Below are 24,944 nucleotides of genomic sequence, written 5' to 3'. Positions count from 1 at the left end.
GCTTGCGTGCCTTCGACATCAAGCTGGAAAGTCTTCTTAAAGAACGAGGAGTATTCTGTGACTGACGCAATCGTTCCCTCGGATTGGAAGCAGGTGCCTTCCCCTCACGCCAGGGAGCGGTTGCTTCTCGACGCTTTGCCCGTGACGGTTCAGCCACCGAAACGGCGTCTTCGCACGACCCTTATCCAGGCCGCAGGTTGGTCGATGATGGGGTATCTCCTCTCCCAGGTAGTACGCATCGCAAGCAACCTGGTGCTGACAAGGCTGCTGATACCGGAAATGTTCGGCATCATGGCCGTCGCCACCATGATTCAGGTGTCGGTCGCCATGTTGTCCGATCTCGGGCTCAGGCCCGCGGCCATACAGAGCCAATATGGCGACGACCAATCCTATCTCGACACCGCGTGGACGCTGCAGATCATCCACGGCTGCCTGATCTGGTTTGCATGCGTCCTGATCGCCATCGGGATCGGGCGTGCGGCCGAGTATGGCCTGTTCCCGGCCGGATCGGTCTACACGGTCACGTCGTTGCCAGCCATCATCATGGGGATGTCTTTTTGCACCGTGATCATGGGGCTGCAATCCACAAAGCTGATCACTGCGTTCCGGCACCTCAATCTCGGGCGCGTCACTTTGATCGAGATAGTGGCTCAGGTCGTCAGTCTGGCGGTCGGGATCTCGCTTGCGTGGTACACCGGCTCGATCTGGTCGTTCGTGGCCGCGACGCTTTTATCTGCGTTGACGACCACTATTCTCACTCACATATGGTTACCGGGTCAGCATAACAGCCTTTACTGGGAAGCTCCGGCGATAAGGGATCTTGTTCGGTTTGGCCGCTGGATCATGCTGTCCTCCATCCTTACGATGATAGCAGCCAACGGAGACCGTATCTTTCTCGCCGGATGGACAAGCCCCCTCGTGCTTGGCTTCTACAGCCTGGCCTTCAATCTTATCTCGATGCTGGAAGGTGCCGGTGGCCGGCTGTTTTTAAACGTGGCAATGCCGGCCTTAGGCAGGATCGCAAGGGAACGTCCGGAGCAGCTCGGCTCCATGTTCTGGAAAATGCGATTGCCGCTGGATCTTGTTTTCATCGGAAGTGCGGGCGCGATCTATTCGAGCGGCACGGCAATCATCGAAGTGCTCTATGATGATCGCTATCGAGATGCTGCTCCAATTATCCAGATATTATCGTTCAGCCTTCTCATCATGCGTTTCGGTCCCCTGTCCGCGGTCTATCTCGCCGTCAATGAACCGCGTAACCAGACTGTCATGAATTTCATTCGCGCGGTCTCCAGCTTTACATGCCTGCCCCTCGGTTATTACTTGTTCGGTTTCGAGGGCGCAGTATGGGCGGCTGCACTTTACGGACTGCCCGTATTGCCGGCGATTCTTTACTTCAATCACCGTCATGGCCTCAACAATTTCCTATATGAAGCGGGTGTATTGTTAGCTTGGCCTGTCGGGTATCTGGCTGGAATTCTTGCAACGGGTATTCTCCACCACGCTGGCCCGCTGTTTTAAGAAAAGCTGTCAAAAACTTCCAGTTTTGCTATTTTTATATGTCGGCTGGCCGATTATTTGGCGCCGAGATGCCCGGATGTCGCTTGCATGCCCGCCGCAGTGCTCGTTGTCCCGAAATGCAGCGTTTTGCGTCGGAACAGGTCACGCCTCCGAAAGTTCATGGGCGGGGCCGGGATCGAGCTTTAAGGGGGTCATTTTGACGTGGACGTTAACTATAAGCAGATATCCAATTCCCTATCGGAACTTAGCTTGCCCCCCCGGTAAATATTTTTATCTAGCTGCTTACTTGCGCATAGACTAAATTACGTATCTGCTGTATATTGACCTTAATAAAAGGTTGAGAGGTGTAAAGACAGTCTGCTGGCGTACTTATAGTTGCGGTCCTGAAGGGGACAATCATCCTAGACTTCAGGTAAGGGGGTAAGATGAGTTCCACACCAAGCGGCTACAGCCGTTCTCCTGCTGTGGCAGAATCCTTTCGCATTATGAATGACATCCCAAAGCTCGCCGAAAGAGATGATCGAGGCAGTGAGGGAGTAAATCACGACGGATGCCTTGTGATCATCGACGCGAGAGCGCTTGATCGCGAATGCCTTGCCAAAGCCCTCATCGGGCGTGGCCTTGAGATGGATGTCTGCGCTGTCGGCTCCATCGACGAATGGAAACTAGAAAAAGATCTCTATCCGCCTGTCCAGGCCGTTCTGTTCAATATCGGCGGCCGAAAGGCCGACGATGCCGCACTTGCGACTGACATCTCGAAATTGACGGCCGAGTTCAAGTCGCCGCCGATCATCGTGCTCTCCGACTCCGACGACCTCGCCCAGGTGGTGAAAATGTTGGAATATGGGGCTCGAGGTTTCATTCCCTCTTGCGTCGGCATCGGCGTCTGCGTGGAAGCGATCGGCCTGGCCGTTGCCGGCGGGATCTTCGTTCCGGCAAGCAGCGTCCTCTCCATGCGGCACTTGGTCACCGCTGCGACGTCGGCGGCGGAACACCGGCCACTTTCGGGAATGTTCACGCTGCGCCAGGAAGCGGTGGTCGAAGCCCTTCGCAAGGGCAAGGCCAACAAGATCATCGCCTACGAGCTCAACCTGCGGGAAAGCACGGTCAAGGTCCATATCCGCAACATCATGAAGAAGCTGAAAGCGACGAACCGTACCGAGGTCGCCTACAAACTCAATGACCTCTTCCCATACGGAGCGGCCAACTAGCCGTTCGCCGGTCGGTTGGCGGGACCGACCCGAGATATCACGGCTGCGAAGTCGAGCCTTCGCAGCTGCGTGAAGGGACACCATAGAAAACCACGTCAGCGCTGACAGGGGCGTTGCCGCGGCAATGCCTCCCGGAGCGACGAACTCTCGACATGGATGTTTGTCGGCTGGCGATCGTGCATATGTCATGCACTTGGCGAAAGACATGAGAACGGCGCAGCGCGCAGGTTCCGAACATCGACAGTTTATCTGTTCATCTTCCATCTGACAGTCGGGTGATACCGGAAAGGGGTCCGGTGTGCCGCGACTGTGAGATCGCCCCCCTCGTGTCCCGGCAAATCAGGTTCGGTCATCCAGGCTCGGACAGATATCCCACGTGGGATGGACGAAGGAGCTAACGCGCTGGCTTTGGCAGGGCGTTCCAATTCGGATCCGGCCAGACGAAGGGGTTGCCCCCGGGGGCCGGCTGGGTTTCGGCAAAATAGCTCTGGCAGCCAGCCGCTTCGTTCGGTTCGCCGACATGCACCCAGAAGCTTCGGCAGACTTTTTCGACGACGACGCGCCGGCATTCTGCCATGCTCGGCGGGTCCAAGCTTTCCTGCTGCAGAAAATCTCGGGTGACCGCCCATGCAATCTTCTGCAACTCCTTCGCAAGGTCCCGGGGCACGGTCGGCGGCGCCGCGGCGCCCTCGGGCGACTGGCGATAGATTGAGGCGTAGTGGACCGCAGCTACAAAATAGACGCCTATATCGGTCAGATGGACCTCGTCGCGGAATATCCGATCGAGTTTTTCCCTGGTGCTTCCGGTAAAACCGATAATCTTCCCGTCAAGTGTCCTTTTCACCAATTCCACGAGAGCCGTTCCGGCAGGCACGACGGAAAGATTGGCCGGGCGCTTTTCAGCTCGCAGTGTCAGCTTCACTTTCTCCGCTACGCATTGCCATACGACGGAAGCGTTTGTCTCGTGTTCCAACCAGGGCTGCGGATTGTCCTTGTCGACGCCAAGCCAGGTGTGGACATAAAGGGTTCGGCCTTTCGGGTTGCCGTCGAGAAGGCGGTCGTGAAAATGGCGCAGATAGGCAATCGCGTTTTCCCATACGATCATGTTTAGCAAATTGTGGTTTTCCGCTGCGACAACAGTGTCGTAAGGGCGCCCCGTGGTGATGCGCCGCGGGCGAAGCAGTTCCTCGATGACATCCATCTGGTCGCCGTTGCGGTTCTTCCCGTACCTATATCCGGCCCAGCTGAAATCCTGGTCGTACTCACCTCGTGTCCGATACCTCAGCGGGGATCCAATGACGATCTGCTGCTCCCAGGCAATATTTTTGCCGCGGCTTTTGGCAATCATCTCGACCCAGTTGGCCAGGGGATTATCGATCAAGCTATGTCCGGTGAAAAGAACCTGCGCGGAGTTCTGTGGGGCATCGCCCGGTGTGATTTCCTGCGAAGACGCCACGCCGGACAATAACCATGCCAAGGACAAGATGACGGTGCGCATCGCTGTCATAAGAGTTCCACCTTGAATGAGCGCGAGAACAACTTTGGCGGACGGAAATACGGCCTGGGAGCATAAACGCCGGGGATCCTGTCCAGCATCATGCACAAAAGGCGTAGGCCTTCCCGTATCTGCGATGCCGGGCTGTCTGACTGAATATTCTCATGTGGAGACCTGGGGCGGCACCTGCCCGACCAGCTCGCCATCACCGTGTTCTGTGGCAAGTCGCGAAAAATTTATTAAATTTGTACAGTATATTTGGGTGGCGCTTCTCTGTTGCTGCAATAATTCCTTGTGCCGAAAGCTATTCGCAATTCCTTCGGCCGCTTTGCAGGCCTTTTGAAAAGCAACTCAAAGCTTTCTGGCTCCGTTGAAACTCCGGCTATAGCTTGACCGGCCTATTTGACGTCCATGCCGAGTGTGCCGCCGTCATGGCCGAGGGCAGGCTTGAGAACCGAATCAGGTTCCCCGTCACAGACGAATCGATCGCCCAAGGCGCAAGGTCATTCGGCCAAGGCGCGTCTCTTGTCGTAACAACCGCCCCGGATAACTCTTTGGAAACCATGTTTTGCGGCCGATTGGGGCAAGATGTGTGGCTTTAGTACGTCTTCCGCCGCCCCAGTTAACCTTCTGTCAATAAATCCGTTCCCGACACATAACCGGCTATATCGCGAAGGTTAAGGAAGTCTTGCTTTATATTTGGGGGCGGAGTTGATTGCGGCACAGTTTTTATTGGGGGTTAGAGTCATGTCCGTTGAAGATCCGCGCCTGTCGAACATCTCGGAAGAAAATCTGACTGAGAATTTCTCGTCGGAAATCCAGGAAGAGATCGCAGCCTCTTCTACGCCTTCTCCGATCGAGCACGAGATCCAGGTGGCGCAGGCCGGTGATGGCCGCACCCCGACGACGGGCCGCGTCCCGACGGATCCGAACGTGCCGGCCGCTGCTCCAGCAGCCCCGGCTGCGGAAGTGACCCCGGACGTCAACAACATCGTTCACCTGGCGACGAGTGTGTCGATCGACGATATCCGGGTCGACGGCGCAAACCTGATCCTGGTGCAGGCGGACGGAACCGAGATCGTCATCGTCAACGGCGCGGCCAAGATCCCGACGATGCTGATCGGCGAGGTGGAGGTGCCCCAGCAGGTGCTCTTCGCCGCCCTGGAAGACAGCGGCATTAACGTCGCAGCCGGCCCGGACGGATCCTTTAGCGCCAGCGGACGCCCGGACAGTTCCGGTGCGGAATTCGACGACTCGATCCAGGCGAGCCAGAACGACCCCATTCAGCTCGCTTCGCTGCTCGGCGATACGGAATTTGGCGATGGCGGAGGGCTTGACGACCGGACGGCGGCGGACGACCAGCCGGACGCCTTCGACATGGGTTCGCCGTTCATCTTCGCCGAATCGGTTCTGGCCGATGACGTTATCGGCAACGAGACGATCACGGGCACGCTCGGTTTCGACGGCGGTGACGATTTCGGCATTGTCTCCTCGGTGAATTACCAGAGCACTTTCGACATGGCGGAAGGGACCGGCAGCGGTGTTGCCGCGCCGCTCACGTCCGGCGGTCAGGCCGTCACGGTGTCGACCTCGGCTGACGGCCTGACGGTCACCGGCACGATCACCGTCGGCGAGACCACGGTCACCGTTTTCACGCTGACGGTCACCAACCCGACCACCGGCGCCTTCACCTACACGCAGTCGCAGCCTCTCGATCATCCGGATCTCGGTGAGATCGGTGCCGACGACGCCCTGCGACTGAACTTTACGTTCACGGTCACAGACAAGGATGGCGATTCCGATACCGGTTCGTTCTCGATCGAGATCGGTGATGACGGGCCGAAGGCTAATGTGGTTGCGGCGTCTGCGGTTTTGGATGACGAGGCGCAAGGCAACGGCAATTCGGGCACGAGCTGGCTTGGCGATGTGAACCCGAACGTCGCGTCGGTTTCCGGGCCGGCCGGTGCGCTGTTCACGGCAGGTGCCGACGGCGTCAAGTCGATTGCGGTGCAGGGCCCAGCCTTCAACGTGATCTACACGGACGGCGACGGCTTTGCCCATAAGGAAGCGATTGCCTGGGGCCCGACCGGCGTGGTCGGTCCGGACGGCTCGACGACGTTCACGGCAACGGGCAGCGTGTCCGATCAGACTGCCGCGGTGCTGACGATCAATGCCGACGGTTCCTACACGCTGACGCTCGAAGCCCCGGTCGCCCATGACGTGGCGCTGCCGGCGGTCGAGGAGAACAGGACGCTGTCGTTCGACTTCACGGTCACCGACGGCGACGGCGACCAGGCCGGCGGTAAGCTGAACGTACGGGTCAACGACGATACGCCGACGCCGGTGGCCTCGGTCGTGCTGGCTTCGCAGGCGATGGACGACGAGGCGCAGAGCTTGTTCACGCCGGTCAACACCGGCGGCGCCGGCGACGTGACCGTGGACACCGATACGGTTTCCGGCGGACCGGGTTCGCTGTTCAAGATCGGCGCCGATGGCCTCGGCAGCCTTTCGGTCGGCCTCCCGGGCTTCAGCGTGGTCTACGAAGACGGCGGCTTTGCCAAGACGGAATCCGTCTCCTGGAGCGAGGGCGTTCGCAGCGCCAACGGCACGACCACCTATACAGCGACCGGCGTGGCGAGCCACGACACGGCTGCGGTCCTGGTGATCCGGGCGGACGGCTCCTACAGCTTCACCCTGGAAGCACCGGTTGCCCATTCGAGCTCCAGTACCACGGAAGACAACAAGACGCTGAACTTCACCTACGGGGTGACCGACGGCGACGGCGACCAGGCCGGCGGCGTTCTGTCCGTCAGCGTCGACGACGACACGCCGACGGCCAATGTGGTGACGTCGACGACAGTTTTGGACGACGAGGCACAAGGCTCGGGTAACAACACGCCTGCGGATGGCATCGCCAACGAGCATGTCGCGACCGGGCTTGCCGGTTCGCTGTTCACGGCGGGCGCCGATGGCGTCAAGTCAGTGGCCATCAACAATCCGGCCTTCAGCGTGATCTATGAAGAAGGCGGCCTTGCCAAGACGGAATCCGTCGACTGGAGCGCTGGCGTCAAGGGCGCGAACGGCTCGACGACGTTCACGGCGACCGGCCATGTCTCCGGCCAGACCGCCGCGGTTCTGGTCGTCAACGCCGACGGTTCCTACAGCTTCACCGCCGAAGCTCCGGTCGTCCATTCGACCGCCGGCACTGCGGAAGAGAACACGACCCTGTCGATCGGCGTCACCGTCACCGATGGTGACGGCGACACCGCGACCGGTACTCTCAACATCAATGTCAATGACGACACGCCGGTTTCGAAGGGTGTGGTTGCGGCGTCTGCGGTTTTGGATGACGAGGCGCAAGGCAACGGCAATTCGGGCACGAGCTGGCTTGGCGATGTGAACCCGAACGTCGCGTCGGTTTCCGGGCCGGCCGGTGCGCTGTTCACGGCAGGTGCCGACGGCGTCAAGTCGATTGCGGTGCAGGGCCCAGCCTTCAACGTGATCTACACGGACGGCGACGGCTTTGCCCATAAGGAAGCGATTGCCTGGGGCCCGACCGGCGTGGTCGGTCCGGACGGCTCGACGACGTTCACGGCAACGGGCAGCGTGTCCGATCAGACTGCCGCGGTGCTGACGATCAATGCCGACGGTTCCTACACGCTGACGCTCGAAGCCCCGGTCGCCCATGACGTGGCGCTGCCGGCGGTCGAGGAGAACAGGACGCTGTCGTTCGACTTCACGGTCACCGACGGCGACGGCGACCAGGCCGGCGGTAAGCTGAACGTACGGGTCAACGACGATACGCCGACGCCGGTGGCCTCGGTCGTGCTGGCTTCGCAGGCGATGGACGACGAGGCGCAGAGCTTGTTCACGCCGGTCAACACCGGCGGCGCCGGCGACGTGACCGTGGACACCGATACGGTTTCCGGCGGACCGGGTTCGCTGTTCAAGATCGGCGCCGATGGCCTCGGCAGCCTTTCGGTCGGCCTCCCGGGCTTCAGCGTGGTCTACGAAGACGGCGGCTTTGCCAAGACGGAATCCGTCTCCTGGAGCGAGGGCGTTCGCAGCGCCAACGGCACGACCACCTATACAGCGACCGGCGTGGCGAGCCACGACACGGCTGCGGTCCTGGTGATCCGGGCGGACGGCTCCTACAGCTTCACCCTGGAAGCACCGGTTGCCCATTCGAGCTCCAGTACCACGGAAGACAACAAGACGCTGAACTTCACCTACGGGGTGACCGACGGCGACGGCGACCAGGCCGGCGGCGTTCTGTCCGTCAGCGTCGACGACGACACGCCGACGGCCAATGTGGTGACGTCGACGACAGTTTTGGACGACGAGGCACAAGGCTCGGGTAACAACACGCCTGCGGATGGCATCGCCAACGAGCATGTCGCGACCGGGCTTGCCGGTTCGCTGTTCACGGCGGGCGCCGATGGCGTCAAGTCAGTGGCCATCAACAATCCGGCCTTCAGCGTGATCTATGAAGAAGGCGGCCTTGCCAAGACGGAATCCGTCGACTGGAGCGCTGGCGTCAAGGGCGCGAACGGCTCGACGACGTTCACGGCGACCGGCCATGTCTCCGGCCAGACCGCCGCGGTTCTGGTCGTCAACGCCGACGGTTCCTACAGCTTCACCGCCGAAGCTCCGGTCGTCCATTCGACCGCCGGCACTGCGGAAGAGAACACGACCCTGTCGATCGGCGTCACCGTCACCGATGGTGACGGCGACACCGCGACCGGTACTCTCAACATCAATGTCAATGACGACACGCCGATCTCCACCGGTGCAATCGGTATCGGGATCACCGAAAGCGCCGCAGGCGGTTCGATTGCAGGCGAGCTTTCCGGCTTGGTATCGCCGGGCGCTGACGGTCTTGGCCGCTACTCGGTTGAAACCGCTGGTCTGTCCTCCAGCCTGACTTCGCTGACGTCCGGCGGTGTCGCGCTTACCTATTCCGTGGTTGGCAACGCCCTGGTGGCGAAAGCCGGTGACGTGTCAATCTTCACCTTCGCCGTCGATCCGGCCACCGGCCATTACACCTTTACGCAGACCGGCCCGCTCGACCACAGCGACAACGTGGTTATCGATGATGTATCGATCCCGGCTGCTGCTCTCGACACTGCCGGCAGCCATGCAGAGGTGCCCGATGTCGGCCACAACGACCTCGCTTTCGTGGGACGCATGCCGGACGGCGACGTGATCATCCGCGTCAGCAATGATGGCGACAGCGCGGTTAGCTGGACGCTCCATAATGACGCAGGCGGAGCGGATTCTGTTCTGCAAATCCCGGCCCACACCACCTGGTATGTGAATGTCGGCAATGTCGGCAATCAGACGAAATTCGATCTTGACGGCGTAGGTTCGCCGAATGGCTCTACAACCGTCAACAATGGCCACCCGATTACCTTCACCGACGGCGACGGTTCGCTGGCGCTCGACCTTTCCTCCGCAGTCACGGTGACTGACGGCGACGGTGACAGCGTGGCGCTCAACGGTCAGCTGATCGTGACGGTCACCGATGGCGTGCCGACGGCCGGCCCCAATGCCTCCGGAACGGTTGAGGAAGGCGGCACGGAAACCATCACCGCCGCCCTGACGGGCCTTGCCTGGGGTGCGGATGCCGGCAGCGCGCGCACGCTTTCCTTCACAGGAAATGTCGCGACAACGGATCAAAACGGTGCTTCGGTTGCGGGGCTCAGCTCGAGCGGCCGACCGGTGACGATCGACGTCATCAATGGCGTGCTGACCGGGTTCGTCGGCTCTGCCAACCCGCCGGCGCCAGGCGATATTGTCTTTACGGCATCGCTCAATGTGGCCACCGGCGCCTACAGCTTCTCGCTGCTTCAGCCGCTCGACCATACGGCGCCGAATGCGACGAGCCAGTATCTCGACCTGGCGCTCAGCTTCACCGCAACCGACGCGGACGGCGACGCCGCCACTTCGACGGTCACTGTTCGCGTCGATGCCGCCGGAACGATCGGCTCGATCAACTATTCCAACCTCTCCACCAGCGTCTTCGTCAACCTTGACGATGCCGCCCATATGATCGGCGGCCAGACGGTGGCTGCCGACACTGCCACCGACACCGATGGTGTCGCCGTGATCGACAAGGTCATCGGTATCGACAGCGTCTCTGGCATCGTCGATGCCCTGGGTGGTTCCGGCAACGATGTGTTGATCGGTGGCGACGAAGCCAACAATCTCAACGGCAATGGCGGCGACGACAGCCTGTTTGGCGGCGCGGGCAATGACCGCTTCAGCGGCGGCACCGGCATCAACAAGATGGTCGGCGGCACAGGCAACGATCAGTTCTTCGCGACCGGCGGCACGGACACGATCCACGGCAACGGCGAGGCGGATATCGCGGCCACTGCCGGCGAGAACGATATGGTCGTCTATTACGGCAATCAGTCGAACTTCGCGATCACCAGGATGCTCGATGGCGGCTGGCAGGTGCTGAATACCGCCAATGGTGAGATCGACAAGCTGTACGGCGTCGAAAGCATCAATTTCAACGGTGGTGCGATCGAGCTGGATCTGACTGCTCCGGTGCAGCTGTTCAACGGCAACAACCTCGTGGGCACGTTCACGACGATTAGTGACGCGAACACCGCAGCGTCTGCCGGCTTCCGCATCGAACTGGTCGGCACGGTTACCAACCAGTCCGCGACGATCACCAAGCAGAACCTGACGGTCGTCGGCGGCGCCGAGGATATCGGCATCGTGCTGACGCTGGACGGGGTTCAGAACATCACGCTGCAGGGCGAAGCTCCGATCAAGGTTATCGGCGACGGCCTCAGCAACACGATCAACGGCAACGACGGCGCCAACATCCTCGAAGGCGGTGACGGCAACGACGTTCTCAACGGCAATGGCGGCGACGACAGCCTGTTTGGCGGCGCGGGCAATGACCGCTTCAGCGGCGGCACCGGCATCAACAAGATGGTCGGCGGCACAGGCAACGATCAGTTCTTCGCGACCGGCGGCACGGACACGATCCACGGCAACGGCGAGGCGGATATCGCGGCCACTGCCGGCGAGAACGATATGGTCGTCTATTACGGCAATCAGTCGAACTTCGCGATCACCAGGATGCTCGATGGCGGCTGGCAGGTGCTGAATACCGCCAATGGTGAGATCGACAAGCTGTACGGCGTCGAAAGCATCAATTTCAACGGTGGTGCGATCGAGCTGGATCTGACTGCTCCGGTGCAGCTGTTCAACGGCAACAACCTCGTGGGCACGTTCACGACGATTAGTGACGCGAACACCGCAGCGTCTGCCGGCTTCCGCATCGAACTGGTCGGCACGGTTACCAACCAGTCCGCGACGATCACCAAGCAGAACCTGACGGTCGTCGGCGGCGCCGAGGATATCGGCATCGTGCTGACGCTGGACGGGGTTCAGAACATCACGCTGCAGGGCGAAGCTCCGATCAAGGTTATCGGCGACGGCCTCAGCAACACGATCAACGGCAACGACGGCGCCAACATCCTCGAAGGTGGTGACGGCAACGACATTCTCAACGGTAATGGTGGCGACGATACGATCCAGTGGTCCGTCGGCGACGGTCTGGATGTCGTCGATGGCGGTACCGAACTCGCAGGCGGTCGTGACCTACTGCGCGTAGTCGGTTCATCGGCAAGCGAGCAGTATGCCATCTGGAGCGTGGCGGCCTATAACGCCGCTCACGCCGGGGCTCCATATGGTGGCTCGGCGGAAATTCTGCTGACCGTGAACGGAGCGCTGGCCGCCGAGGTCAAGGAGATTGAAGATATCGTCATCCAGGGCGGCGGCGGTACTGATACTATTGCCGTCATCGGCAGTTTCGCAGGTACTTCGCTGCTAACCTCCACCATCACTTACGAAGGCGGCGAGGGCGATGAAACCTTCGACGTCTCGGAGCTGACCTCCGGCCACAGCGTGGTCGTCAAGGGTGCCGGTGGAACCGACGTGCTTGTCATCGGTGACGAGGCCGGCGAAAGCATCTGGAAGGACGTGATCGTCACGCGGGATCCCGACAGTGGCGAGTTCACGATCGAGCTGCCTAACGGCGGGCCTGTCCTCAAGGCGACCGGCGTCGAGAGTTTCCAGTTTTTCGACGGCACGGTCTCTGCTGCCCAGTTGATCGAGCAGGCGCCGACGGATCTGACGACTTCGGGTCTTACCGTTGCGGAGAACTCGGCTGCAGGCACGATTATCGGAAGTGTTCAGGGCGTCGATGTCAACGGTTCGATCGACCCGCTGAGCTATGCCTTCGTCCTCGCCGATAGCTCGACGTCACTGACGTCGGCGGACGGCAGGTTCGTGATCAACGCCTCGACCGGTGAGATCAGCGTCGCAGCGGGTGCGGTTCTTGACTATGAAACGACCCCGTCAATCGATCTCTCGGTGCGCGTGACAGACAGCAAGAACGGCAGCTATTCCGAAAACGTCAATGTGCAGCTGACCAATGTCAACGAAGCGCCCGTTCTGGCCCAGCCGATTGCCGACCAGAGCATTGCAGAGGAGGGCACGATTTCCTTCCAGGTTCCGGGGGGCACGTTCTCGGACGTCGACTCGGTCCTGACCTATTCGGCCACCCTCGGCGATGGTTCGGCACTGCCGACCTGGTTGCACTTCGATGCCGGGACGGGGACGTTCAGCGGCACGCCAGATCTGAATTGGAATGGCGCGATCGGCGTGAAGGTAACCGCGTCGGACGGTTCGCTGTCGGCGTCTGACACGTTCACCCTCACGGTGACGCCGGTCAACGACGCGCCGATTGCCGTCAATGACTACTTCTTTACAAACGAAGATACCGCACGCTCGGGAATGCCACTCTTCGCCAATGATAGCGACATCGAGGGCAATCCTCTTACCGCTAACGGCATTACCGTTGGAGGCCAGCTGGGCGGATCCATCTCGCTTGAGCCGAATGGTACCTTGTACTACAAGCCGCGGCCCAACGAGAGCGGATATGCGGTCCTGCAATACAGCGTTTCCGATGGAAACCTGACCAGCACGGGCACCGTTACCATCGACGTCCGTCCGATTGCCGACACCGCGACGATTTCCGGTTCCGGCCTGGGCAATGAGGACGCCACGGCCGCTCTGAGCCTCACCATTGCCCTTGGTGACACCGACGGCTCGGAAAAGGTGACGCGGGTCGAACTGTCGGGCTTCCCGCTGGGCGCGACTTTCAACCAGGGCGCGCTGGAAGGCGATGTCTGGGTCATCACCAATACCGCCGGAGTCAACACCACCGGCCTGACGATGACGCCTCCGGCCAATTATGCCGGAAACTTCAATCTCAGCGTTTCGGCAACCGTTCTCGACAGCGCCACGCTGTCCGACCTTGCGGTCCACACGGATACCAAGGTGTCGACGGGTTCGATTGGCGTCAGCATCACGCCGGTCAACGATGGCCAAGCAACGATTTCGGTCACCGATCTCACCCAGACGGCAACAGATCCGACCGTCGGCGATGTTCTGCGAGCCACGCTGGGTTCCGACCCTGACGGCACGGCGACCAACGTCGTCCACACCTGGCTGCGTGACGGCAACGACACTGGCGTAACCACGGCGGATTACACCCTTACGGCCGACGATGTCGGGCACCAGATATCGGTTCAGACCACCTATGTTGACGGTCAGAACTTCAGCGAGACGGTCACCAGCGGTGCAACCGCAGCCGTAATCACCAACAACCATGCGCCGGTTGCCGTCGATGACATAGTTCTAACCAACATTATCGATGGATCTGCAATCGTTATCCGCGATAACGTATTGTTGGCGAACGACACGGATGCTGACAACAATCCGTTGAATATATCTAGTGCCGACGGTGCTTTGGGCGGTATCGTAACCCATAATACGGGCAGCGTAACATTCACGCCGACTCTCGTGCCGATCGTCGCTACGAATATCTACAGCTTCAGTGGGGTGACGCAGGCCAACAACAATGCGCTCGCCTATGAGTTCCAGCTCCGCACGGCGAACTTCAACGATCTCGATGCTCTCAATCCGTCCTCTAATTCGGACTACGTCGGATCTTCGTCTCAGGAAGCGTCAAATACAGATTATAACGCTATTGCCGCCGACGACTCGAGTTATTGGAATACAGATCAACCCAACTTTAACAGAAACCAGGCGACGTGGTTCCAGTTCAATGTCACTGAGGATCCAAGCACCCTGACGCAGATTGCTATCAGTGTGCATACGGGCAGGCCGGACGAAAGTGCCAGCGGCGATGATCTCATCCTGGGCGCATGGGATTACGTGAACAACAAATGGGTGGCAATTGGTTCGACTGATGCCGACAATAATACGATTGGCACGATTTCAGCCACGCTGACGGCAAATCTCGCAAACTATGTCAACGGCGGTCACATCTCGCTGGTTCTGTTCAATGAGGACACGAACGATGCTGTCTTCAACGTCGATGGCCCTATTCTCGTCGATAACGTGCAGGTTTCTCTGACCTCTGCTGTAGCTCCATCGTTCACGTCCGGAGCGTTCGATTACACAGCCACGGACGGTCAGGCATCCGATTCGGGGCACGTGACGGTAAAGGGGGTCGCCGGGTCGACGATAACAGGCACGACAGCGGCGGAAATTATCATCGCGGGAGCGGGTGACGATACAATCGTCGGCGCCGACAATGATAAGCTTCTCAATGGGGGAGATGGTACAGACACCCTGCGGATTGGTGCGACCTTCATCAGCGCGAGCGACGGTCAGATTGTGGGTATCGAGAAGATCGAACTTGCTGCCCCAGTGTCATTGAATCTCTCTAACCAAACCGAGGGCTTCAGTGTCTCAATGGATGCTGGAAATACCGCGAACCAATCGTGGAATGTTACGCTGGCGAGCAACTCGGCGAAGGATGAGATAATTTTCAATCACGATGCATTGGGTATTAATAACAATACTGTCGCTACCGTCTCGAATTTTGAAACTGGCAATGACAAGATCGCCATAACGCTCGGTTCCGGCAGCAGCCCGGTGCAGATTTCCAATGGTGGGTTTCAGGAAATCAATGTATCGACGAACGACGTTCTGTTTAACTCTAACAAAGAGGTAATCGAAATCGTCGTTGATCATGGCTCTGTGCTCGACTTGACCAAAGATAGTGATGGCGATGCTATCGAGGATGTGATCGCCAATGCAATCGATGATATTCCGGCAGGAACGTACACGGTGATTGTCTATTCCTCGACGAACACAACAACCGCAGATGCTGGCATATATACGATGTTGGTTTCGACAACGCAGAGCGGAAATTCGGGCGGAAACTCTAACCTTACTGATAACAAATTCAGTATTGAACACGTGATGACCCTAAGCGGGGTTGGCTATGGCAAACTAAGCGGCACCAATTTCTCAAGCGTGACCGACCCCATCATCCTCGACCTCGACCATAACGGCTTCGCCTTCACATACCTCGAAGACGGCGTGAAGTTCGATATCAATGCCGACGGCAAACTCGATCAGGTGGCCTGGACCAAGACCGACGGCATCCTTGCCTATGATGTCGACGGCAATGGCAAGATCGACAACGGTTCGGAAATCTTCACCCCGAACTTTGCCGGTGGCGCGCATGCCGGCGGTATGGCGGCGCTTTCGACGCTTGACGTCAACCATGACGGCAAGATCGATGCCTCCGACACAGGCTTCGACAAGCTGCTGGTCTGGCAGGATGCCAACGGTAATGGTGTCAGCGACGAGGGCGAGCTGAAGGGCCTGAACGACTACGGCATCACCGGCATCTCGCTCGATGCCGAGAGCGCGGAAGGTTATCTCGACGGCCAGGCTCTGTTCGCAGAAGGTTCGTTCACCTACGCAGACGGTTCGACCGGCTCCTTCGTCGAGGTCGGGTTCGACACTCTGTTCAGCGATGCGCCCGACCACGTGCTGGTCGGAACGGATGGCGACAACATCCTCGCCGCCATGCCGGGCCTGACGCAGATGACCGGCGGTGCCGGCGCGGATACGTTCGTGCTCGATCCTTCGGCCCTGCACGAACTCGACATGGCCGACATCATCACCGACTACAAGTCGAACGAAGGCGATGCGGTCGATGTTTCGAAGCTTCTCGACACCCTGCTTGGTCATCAGGCAACGGGTGAAGAGGCTGCCGCGAATGTTCGCACCACGATTGCCGGCAACGACACGACCGTCAGCGTCCAGGTGGCGACCGACAGCTGGAAGGATGTCGCCGTGCTTCAGAACCACACGGAAGCCGTCAAGATCCTCTTCGACGACGACAAGCACTCGGCCAACATCTCGCACGTATAAAGTGAAGCGTGTTGCAGGTCAGAAACCAGAGAAAAGGCGCGCAAGCGCCTTTTCTTGTTTAAGTAAAGTCTTGAAAAAGAATTTGAACAATCAAGGACTGTTCTGAATTTATACAATTGGCAGGCGTGGAACGCGTGTATCCCCACACCGGGAAGAGCGGTTCTCCATGTGTCTCGGCGGCTACACAAGAGGTAAATGTATACGCCTGGGGAGACAGGCGAAATTATCTACTTTTGCGTCCAATCAGTTGGCTTTGTGAATTTTTTGTTAAAAAACAAATGGATGGATGGTTTCCATTTGGTAATTAACCCTAGAACGATGAATATCGGAAGCAGGCTTGGGCCGCTGAATTAGAAATGATAATACTTCCCAACGAAATCGCCGCAGTATATGAATGCCGAGATGGGATTTTAATCGGCGAGGGGCTTCCGATTGTTTAAGAGCACAAGAATTTTAGCAACGCTGTTGGCGACTGTAGCCTTGGGAGTTGTGTTTAACGCACCTGCCAACGCGATGACGCTCGATGAGGCGGTAGCAAAGACTCTCAAAACCAATCCGCAAATCATGCAGGCGGTAGAAAACCGTGAGGCGGTCGAGTTCGAGCTGCGGCAGGCGCGGGGTCTTTATCTTCCCTCCATAGATTTGCAGGCAGGTGTAAGCCGCCGTAGACTGTCCAACAGCAGTACCGGAACGCTGACCCGCGACTACGAAAACTTCAAAGGTTCAGATACGAGCCTGACTATTACTCAAACGTTGTTTGACGGCGGCAGCCGCCGCTCCCAGGTGGAGCAGCAGGCATCGCGCGTTGATGGCGCTTCCTTCCGTGTTGTTGAGCGGTCCGAGTCGCTGGCTCTTCAGGTCACTCAAGATTATCTTGAGTATATCCTGCAGTCCAAGATCGTCGGCATCGCCCAGCAGAACGTCGCGGCCCACAACCAGATTCTCGGCGATATCGGCGCCAGCATCCAGGGCGGTGCCTTGACCGACGCCGACCGTCTGCAGGGCCGTGAGCGCCTCGAGGCGGCGCGGGCCCGGTTGCGCGAAGCCCAGGAAGAGCTGGAACTGACGAAGATCCGCTTCCTGAAGACGGTCGGGGAGCCGATCGGTCCGGTCAAGGTCCCGGTATCGCTCGCAAAGTTCATCCCGAAGACGCTCAACGATACGATCTTCATCGCCAAGAAGAACAGCCCGCAGATTCACGCGGCCGATGCCGATGTCGATGCGGCTGATGCCGGTGTGCGCGGTTCGCGCGCCAATTATCTCCCGAAGGTCGATCTTCAGGGTAGCGCACGTGTCGGCAACGACATCGATGGCAACCAGGGCAATACCAACGATGTCCAGGTCGGCGTCACCGCCCGCTGGAACCTCTATCGCGGCGGTATCGACCAGGCGCGCGAGCAGGAGCAGATCCGTCGCGCCAGCGAGCAGCGTTACGGTCTGGCGCAGGCCCATCGCGAAGTTGAAGAATCCATCCGCTCCGCATGGAACGAGCGCAGCGGCCGCGGCGAGTTGTCGACGATCCTGGCGCGCCAGTCCTCGACGAACGGCAGCCTCGTTTCCTCGTATCGCGAGCAGTTCAAGGTCAATCAGCGTTCGCTTCTCGACGTGCTGGATGCCCAGAACACCCGTTTCAACACCAGCATTCTTGCGGAAACCGCACGATTTGCTTCGCTTTTCGCCGAATACAAGATCCTGGCCGCATCGGGCAGCCTGCTTCAGTCGATGAAGCTGAAGCCCGTCGGTCAGGCTGAGGCGTATGCCCGGAATGAGTTTGCTGTCCCGGGTGGCGTCACGAATCCTGGCTATGTCGAAGTTGACTCCCGTCAAAAGGCTGGCATGCCCATGGATCTCCTGGCGCCGATCCGACAGTAACGGATTGGCAAGGACCAAATGCTCAACGTAAAGCTCGACCACGCAGACACGACGCCGTTTCGGACATTTAAAACTGCATTCAGGTCTGTTGCGAGCTTTTACGGGCGCCCGACGTCAGACATCGTCCTGTTTTCCGGATTGCCGGATGAGATTTCCGAATCTCTTGAACTGGACGATGTCGAACATCTGGCGCAGCGCATCGGGCTGGAAGTCATCCGTCACGGCGAGCGCGAGTGTCGCGAGGGCAATTTCGATTGCCCCGCCATCGTCGTCTTCGAGAACGGCGGCGTCCTGCCGCTGCTGGAGACCGATGCCGATGGAAACTACATCACGGATCTGGTCCCGGCGTCGGGAAATCCGGTCAAGCTGACGCGTCAGGAGCTCGTGGCGCTGAAGCCGAGCTTCGGTTTTGCCTTCACGCTCTATTATCAGAACGCGTCCGACACTGCCTCGGTCGGCGCGGCCGGAGAAATCGAGCGCCGGCACTGGTTGTTGCGGGCGCTGGTTCCCTATTGGCGCACCTATATGCGCGTCATCATGGCCGCGCTGTTCATCAACCTGATCGCGCTCGGCTCGCCGCTGTTTACGATGAACGTCTATGACCGCGTGCTTCCCAACAAGGCGTTTCCGACGCTCTGGGTGCTCGCGATCGGCATCACGCTTGCCTACACGTTCGATTTCCTCTTGAAGACCGCCCGCGCCGCGCTCATCGATCATGCCGGGCGTAACGCGGATCTGCGTCTTTCCCAGATGATCTTCGACAAAGTGCTGAATTCGACGCTGGCGTCTCGCCCGCTGTCGACGGGCGAATATGCCAACCGCGTCACGCAATACGAATTCGTCCGTGAGTTCTTCACGTCCAACACGGTCGGCCTGCTGATCGACACCGCGTTCGTGTTCATCTTCCTGATCGTGATCTACATGCTTTCAGGCTGGCTTGTGGTGATCCCGGCCGTGGCGCTGGTGCTGTCCGTGCTGATCGGCCTGCATGCCCAGGCCAAGATCGGCCACCGCATGGCGGCCGCCACCAACGAAGCATCGCGTCGTCAGGCGCTGCTGGTCGAGACGATCTCGACCATCGAGACGGTGAAGAGCCTCCGCGCCGAAGCAGGCATGCTGCGTCGCTGGCAGGAACTGATGAAGCTCTCGAGCCGCACCAGCGAGGAAATCAAGCATGTTTCCTCGAATGCCGTAAACCTCACCAATCTTGTCCAGCAGATGGTCAGCGTCCTGATCGTGATTGCCGGCACTTACGAGTTTTCCGAAGGCCATCTGGCAATGGGCGCGATCATCGCGACCGTCATGCTGGCAGGCCGCGCGGGGGCGCCGCTTGGCCAGATCGCCATGGCGCTTGCCCGTTTCCGGCAGGCGATGACGTCGCTCAAGATCCTCGACAAGATCATGGAACAGCCGGAGGACCGTCCCTCCACGGTGGGTTTCGTGAACCGCGAGATCAAGCGGGGCGGCTTCAGCTTCCAGAACGTCTCCTTTCAGTATCCTGGATCTGACTACAAGGTCATCAACCAGCTTTCGCTGACCGTCGCTCCTGGCGAGCGGGTCGGGATCATCGGCCGCATCGGCTCGGGCAAGACGACGCTCGGCCGCCTGCTCGACGGCCTTTTCCTGCCGTCCGATGGTCGCCTGCTGATCGACGGCGTCGATATCCGCCAGTATCACATGTCGGAAGTCCGCTCGGCGGTCGCGGTCGCCGGACAATCGTCCGATCTGTTCTCGGGGACGGTAAAGGAAAACCTGCTGATCGGCCGCGCCGATGCGACGGACGAGGAATTGCTGCATGTGTCGCGCATGACCGGCGTCGACGAGTTCGTTTCCAACCATCCGCGTGGTTTCGACATGCCGGTCGGCGAACGCGGCAGCAACCTTTCCAGCGGCCAGAAACAGGCTCTGGCGATTGCTCGCCTGCTCCTGACCAAGCCCAAGATCGTTTTCCTCGACGAACCGTCAGGCGCCATGGACCTTGCAAGCGAGCGCCATCTCCTCGCCAAGCTCTCGACCGCATTCAGCCGCGAGACGACGCTGCTGATCGCCACCCATCGTTTCAGCATGCTGGAACTGTGCGACCGGCTGGTGGTGATCGACAAGGGCCGCATCGTTGCCGACGGGCCGAAGGCGGCCGTGCTCGAGGCGATGCAGCGCAAGGGAGCAAAGGCGTGAGCAGAGGCGTTCACGACAATCCCCCGTTCTTCGCCCGCATGCTGGTCGGCCTGGTGGCGGCCTGCATGGCGACGTTCCTCGCCTGGGCAGCGCTTGCGGAGATCGACGAGATCGCCCGCGGCGAAGGCAAGGTCATTCCTGTTTCCAAGACGCAGATCATCCAGTCTTCCGAAGCCGGTGTCGTCCAGGACATAGCTGTTCAGGTCGGCCAGGTTGTCCGCAAGGGGGATTTGATCGTCCAGCTGAACAATACGACAACCGAATCCACGCTCGGCGAATCCGTTGCCAAGGCGAGGGCGCTCGGCGCCAAGATCGCGCGCCTGCAGATGGAAGAAAAAGGCGAATACGACCAGCCATTCGTATGTCCGGCCGATGTCCTGGCGGTCGCCAAGACCGTCTGCGACAACGAAGATCGGCTGTTCCAGGCCAACAAGGCCAGTTACAAGAACAAGTTCGATGTGCTTCAGGAGCGCATGAAGCAGCGGCAGAACGAACTCAGCGAAGCCAATGCCAACATCGATCGGCTTGAACAGAATATCGCCGCCTCGACGCGGCAGCGCGATCTTTACGGCCCCCTGGCCAAAAAAGGACTGGTCTCGCAGACACAGCTTCTGACGATCGAAAGCCAGCTTACGGACCAGCAAGGCCAGCTCAAGGTCTATCAGGAAAGCCTGATACGCCTTCGTGGTGCGGTCGAAGAAGCAAAGCTCCAGGTGGGGGAAATTTCGCTGGCTATCCGCCAGCAGGCCCTGACCGACAAGGCGCAGGCCCTCGCGGAGCTCTCCGTCATCGATGAAACGATCCGCGGCGCTTCGGACCGCGTCAAGCGCACTGATATTCGCTCGCCGGTCGACGGCATCGTCAACACCTTGGAAGTCAATACGATCGGCGCCTATGTGGATCCGGGCCGTGTGGTTGCCGGCATCGTTCCGACGGCCGACACGCTGCTGATCGAAGCCCGCATATCACCGCGCGATGTGGCGTTCGTCCGCCGCGGACAGCCGGCCATCGTTAAGATCACGGCCTATGATTTCGCGATCTTCGGCGGGCTCGACGGCGAAGTGACCAACGTTTCAGCCGACAGTATCGTTGAGAAGGAAAAGGGCGAGACCTACTACCTCGTCCAGGTCAAGACCAACAAGTCCGAGCTGGAACGCAACGGCAAGCTCTATCCGATCATTCCTGGCATGATTGCGTCCGCCGAAATCATGACGGGTCGCAAGACAGTCCTCAGCTATCTCATGAAGCCTATCAATCGGGCGCGTTCCGATGCGCTTACCGAACGGTAGAGCCCTCCAATGAAATCAGGTGCGCTTTCAATGTCCGGCATCGAACCTGCGGGCGATCCGCTGCCGATCATCGACAAGGAAGAAGTCGAGCCGCGTTTTCGCGCGGTCGTGGCGCGCAATGGCGAGCGCCGTGGTATCAGGCTCGAGAAAATCTATTGGGAAGGCCTCAGCCGCATGTCGGCGGCAGGCAAGATAACCACCGGCGATCTGGTTCAGTATACCGCGGCGCAGATGCCGGAGGGAGGCAATCTCACCTCGCTGCTGCGTGTCCTCAGCCTCAAATGGGCGCTTGGACGGCTGGCGACGGTCGAGGAAGTCTCGTCGCTCGAAAATCTCGGTGCGCTGGTTCAGGCATCGCCGTCCCCGACCGTCGTGTTGACGCGTGAGAAGCGGCTGCAGTTCTTCAACGAACCGTTTCTTGTCATGCTTCGGCAGCGGTTGGTGGGGGAGGATACGTCGCAGCTGATGAAGACCCTGAAGTTCTCGATCGACACGCAGATCGAAGACGCAATGGATACGCTGCAGATGAATCGCGGCAAGACCCTGAATACCGGTTTCACCATTTCCTGCGCCAGACAGGTCATCAAGGGGCAGATCAATCTGGCCCTTGCCCCGGCACACGAGAAGCCGATGCTGATCGGATATATTTCCCGTTATTGACGTCCAGGGCCGGAGCGCATCGCATCCCGGCCCAGAAAAGCTTAGAAATTTACACCTTCGCCTGGCGCAATTTTTTCCAGCGGCGTTGCCATCGCGACCTTCTGGTCCTTGCGGCGAGAACCGTGCAGGAAGCCCTTGCCGCCCTTGATCGAATAGAGCGGCATGTAGTCGGGAAGCTGCGTATCCAGGAGAACCTGGTTGCGCATGTTGTCGAGGATGAAGAACTTGCCGCCGGCTTCGACCGAAAGAACGGCGTGGTAGAAGTGCCGCTTCTGGTCGAACAGGACGACGATCGACATCTGGTCGGGGTCGATGCCTTCCGCGCGAAGTGCCGCCATTTTGAGGATCGCGAAATCTTCGCAGTCGCCCTGCTGCTGGCTCAGCGTTTCCCGGGGCGTGCTCCAACGGTCGGTAACCTTGTAGGCGTCCTGGTCGGTGCGGTAGCGAATGGACTGGTTCACCGCGGCATTGACGGCGTTGAGCTTGTCGCGGATCGACGATTGCGACGTGTTGAGACCGACGAGCTGGATGGCGGCGAAGGCCGGGCTGCAGCCCTTGCCGTTGCATTTCACCGCGGTGCCGCTTTCCATTTCTTCGAGGGCGGGCGCGAGCTTCTTCAAGGCGGCAAGGCGCTTGAAGGGGATGGCGACCGTATCGAACACCGCGCCGTTGGGCGCTGTCGGCTCTACGCGCTTGGATGGAGACAGGTCGGTCGGCTTGATTGCGACCTCGATTACATTCGCAGGTCTCGCCGCGGGCAGAGCGATCGTCGAGCCGAGCTGGCTGAATGTCTGAAATGCTGCGGCAACCTGTACGTTCCGGAACGCAAGCGAAGCCATGATGGAGAACGGCGTCGGAAGATATTCCAGGATATGAGTTCCGACAACCGCTACACCGGCTCCAGTATTGGCCGAAAACTGTTGGTTTGCGATTGGAGCAGAGATGGCAGTGGAAGCAATGAATGGTAATGCGAGAGCTGTAGCGATTACGACTTTCAGGGTATTCTTCTTATTCGCCATTTTTTATCTCCCTTGATAGAGAGATGCTAACAAACGCTGCTGAATTTCTGGTTTTTGAAGATAGATAATCTATAAATAAGTTATTTGAGATAAAACGTATAAAATTTTATATTTACGCGAGGGTGCTTGTTAATGATTTTTGTCTGGGATAGCATGGCGTTGCCACAACCAAGAAGGCCGCAGAGTGGTCCAGGAAATGCCCCAAGGACGTTCGTTTTTTTACCCTTCAGATATCGCCGACATTGCTCATAAGGCCTTCCGAATGACGACGCGCCTGCGTCCGATACGCATGTCGCTGCTGGGTCTGTTGGCCGTCGCCATCCTGTCCGGATGCGAGTCCTCGTCGGTTGCCGACAAGGTTCTCGACGACAAGGCGCTGAAGCCGCCGCCATCCGTGGTCGAGGAAACATTCGGGCGCGGCTCGACGGAAGTCACCGTGCTTCTCACCAAGGCGCCGAACGGCACCTATGAGGGTGCTGCGCGTGACATACGTGACGGTGCGGCACTTGCCATCGGCGAACTTGACGATGCCGGCGTCATGAAGATCAAGGTGATCGACGTGGCGGAGGGGCCGGCTGCCGTGGCTCCGGCGCTCGCCGCTGCCAGGGCGCGCAATTCCGGTCTGCTGATCAGCTACGCGCCGCAGGCGACGACAGCGGCGATTGCCGCCATTCCGGCCGATCAGCGTCCGCCGCTGATCAATCTTTCAAGCCCCGTGGCCGGCGCGAACGTCTTCAATTTCGGGTTCGACGAGGTGGCGAGTGTTGCACGGGGCGTGCGCCCGGTCATCGCCGCCGGCCACAAGAGAGTTGTCGTTCTGACGCCCGGCAGCATAGCCGGGGTCGACGAGGAACGTCTGAGATCCGCGGTCGGCCAGGCCGGCGGCGCGCTGATCGGCGTGGTCCGTTATGATCCAGCCGCGCCGCTTGGCGACCTGCTTACCCGCAACAAGGCCCTGCTCGATGATGCGGGTGCCGTGGTGCTGATGGGGGACTCGCCGGCGGTCGGAACCATCCTCAAGGGTGTCAGGGCGTCTTTCGGCAAACTGGCCGTGGTCGGAACCAGCCACTGGCCAATAGAGCTTTATGCCGATCCGGCTGCCGCCAATGTCATCATCGCAGCGGCTGATCCGGACGCCTCGATGTTGATCGGAGAGCGATATCGCCGCTTTAACAAGCGTTCGCTCTCGGTCTATGCCGCGGAGGGTTACGACAGTATCGCGGTCGCTGCCGGCATTGTCAGAGGCAAAGGTGCGACGGCGCTGACGCCGGAAGCGCTGACGACGAAGACGGGGTTTCGAGGCGTTACGGGCCTGTTCCGTTTCACGCCGAGCGGAATGGCGGAGCGCAAGATCGGCCTTTACAAGATCGACGGCGGCCGGCTGGTGGCCATCGAGCCGAAGGCGGTCAGCTTCTGA

The 24,944-nt window shown here is 59.5% G+C and carries 10 protein-coding genes; 8 read left to right on the top strand and 2 right to left on the bottom strand.

The window, feature by feature from the left end; translation table 11 throughout:
• Positions 1-57 precede the first annotated feature (57 nt).
• A complete protein-coding gene (locus C5J22_RS20440) occupies positions 58-1,521 on the top strand; it encodes an oligosaccharide flippase family protein (protein WP_245440478.1) in 1,464 nt (487 codons plus the stop codon).
• Positions 1,522-1,946: 425 nt separating this feature from the next.
• Entirely contained in the window at positions 1,947-2,732 is a 786-nt protein-coding gene (locus tag C5J22_RS20435; RefSeq protein ID WP_105403112.1) for a response regulator transcription factor, read from the top strand.
• Between the two features lie 394 nt (positions 2,733-3,126).
• On the opposite strand, the gene C5J22_RS20430 is transcribed toward C5J22_RS20435, so the two are convergent.
• Positions 3,127-4,239 (bottom strand): hypothetical protein, encoded by a 1,113-nt coding sequence (locus tag C5J22_RS20430; protein WP_105439702.1) that lies wholly within the window; start codon positions 4,237-4,239, stop codon positions 3,127-3,129.
• 735 nt (positions 4,240-4,974) lie between these two features.
• Here C5J22_RS20430 and C5J22_RS20420 point away from each other — a divergent pair.
• The 5 genes from C5J22_RS20420 (at position 4,975) to C5J22_RS20400 (ending at position 22,508) form a co-directional block, all read left to right on the top strand.
• Entirely contained in the window at positions 4,975-16,512 is an 11,538-nt protein-coding gene (locus tag C5J22_RS20420) for a DUF5801 repeats-in-toxin domain-containing protein (protein WP_105439700.1), read from the top strand.
• A gap of 432 nt (positions 16,513-16,944) precedes the next feature.
• Positions 16,945-18,384, top strand: a complete 1,440-nt coding sequence (locus C5J22_RS20415) for a TolC family outer membrane protein (RefSeq protein WP_205837208.1) — start codon at positions 16,945-16,947, stop codon at positions 18,382-18,384.
• Between the two features lie 18 nt (positions 18,385-18,402).
• Positions 18,403-20,559: a type I secretion system permease/ATPase gene (locus C5J22_RS20410; RefSeq protein WP_105439699.1), complete on the top strand. Its 2,157-nt coding sequence runs from the start codon at positions 18,403-18,405 to the stop codon at positions 20,557-20,559.
• Positions 20,560-20,597: 38 nt separating this feature from the next.
• The gene (locus C5J22_RS20405; RefSeq protein ID WP_105439772.1) at positions 20,598-21,848 is read left to right on the top strand and encodes an HlyD family type I secretion periplasmic adaptor subunit; all 1,251 of its coding nucleotides are present in this window, start codon (positions 20,598-20,600) and stop codon (positions 21,846-21,848) included.
• Positions 21,849-21,878: 30 nt separating this feature from the next.
• Positions 21,879-22,508, top strand: coding sequence for a ribbon-helix-helix domain-containing protein (locus tag C5J22_RS20400; protein WP_233954151.1), 630 nt, complete (start codon positions 21,879-21,881; stop codon positions 22,506-22,508).
• Between the two features lie 41 nt (positions 22,509-22,549).
• Here the strand turns inward: C5J22_RS20400 and C5J22_RS20395 are convergent, their stop codons facing one another.
• Positions 22,550-23,347, bottom strand: coding sequence for a transglutaminase-like cysteine peptidase (locus tag C5J22_RS20395; protein ID WP_105439771.1), 798 nt, complete (start codon positions 23,345-23,347; stop codon positions 22,550-22,552).
• A gap of 442 nt (positions 23,348-23,789) precedes the next feature.
• Between C5J22_RS20395 and C5J22_RS20390 the strand changes: the two genes are divergently transcribed.
• Positions 23,790-24,944 carry an ABC transporter substrate-binding protein gene (locus C5J22_RS20390; protein ID WP_105439698.1) on the top strand — a complete coding sequence of 385 codons (1,155 nt, stop codon included), beginning with the start codon at positions 23,790-23,792 and terminating at the stop codon, positions 24,942-24,944.

This window comes from Neorhizobium sp. T25_13 (assembly GCF_002968675.1).
GTDB classification, from domain to species: Bacteria; Pseudomonadota; Alphaproteobacteria; order Rhizobiales; family Rhizobiaceae; genus Neorhizobium; species Neorhizobium tomejilense.
The sequence above is the reverse complement of the archived record's forward strand: the minus strand, read 5'-3'. Positions and strand labels throughout refer to the sequence as shown.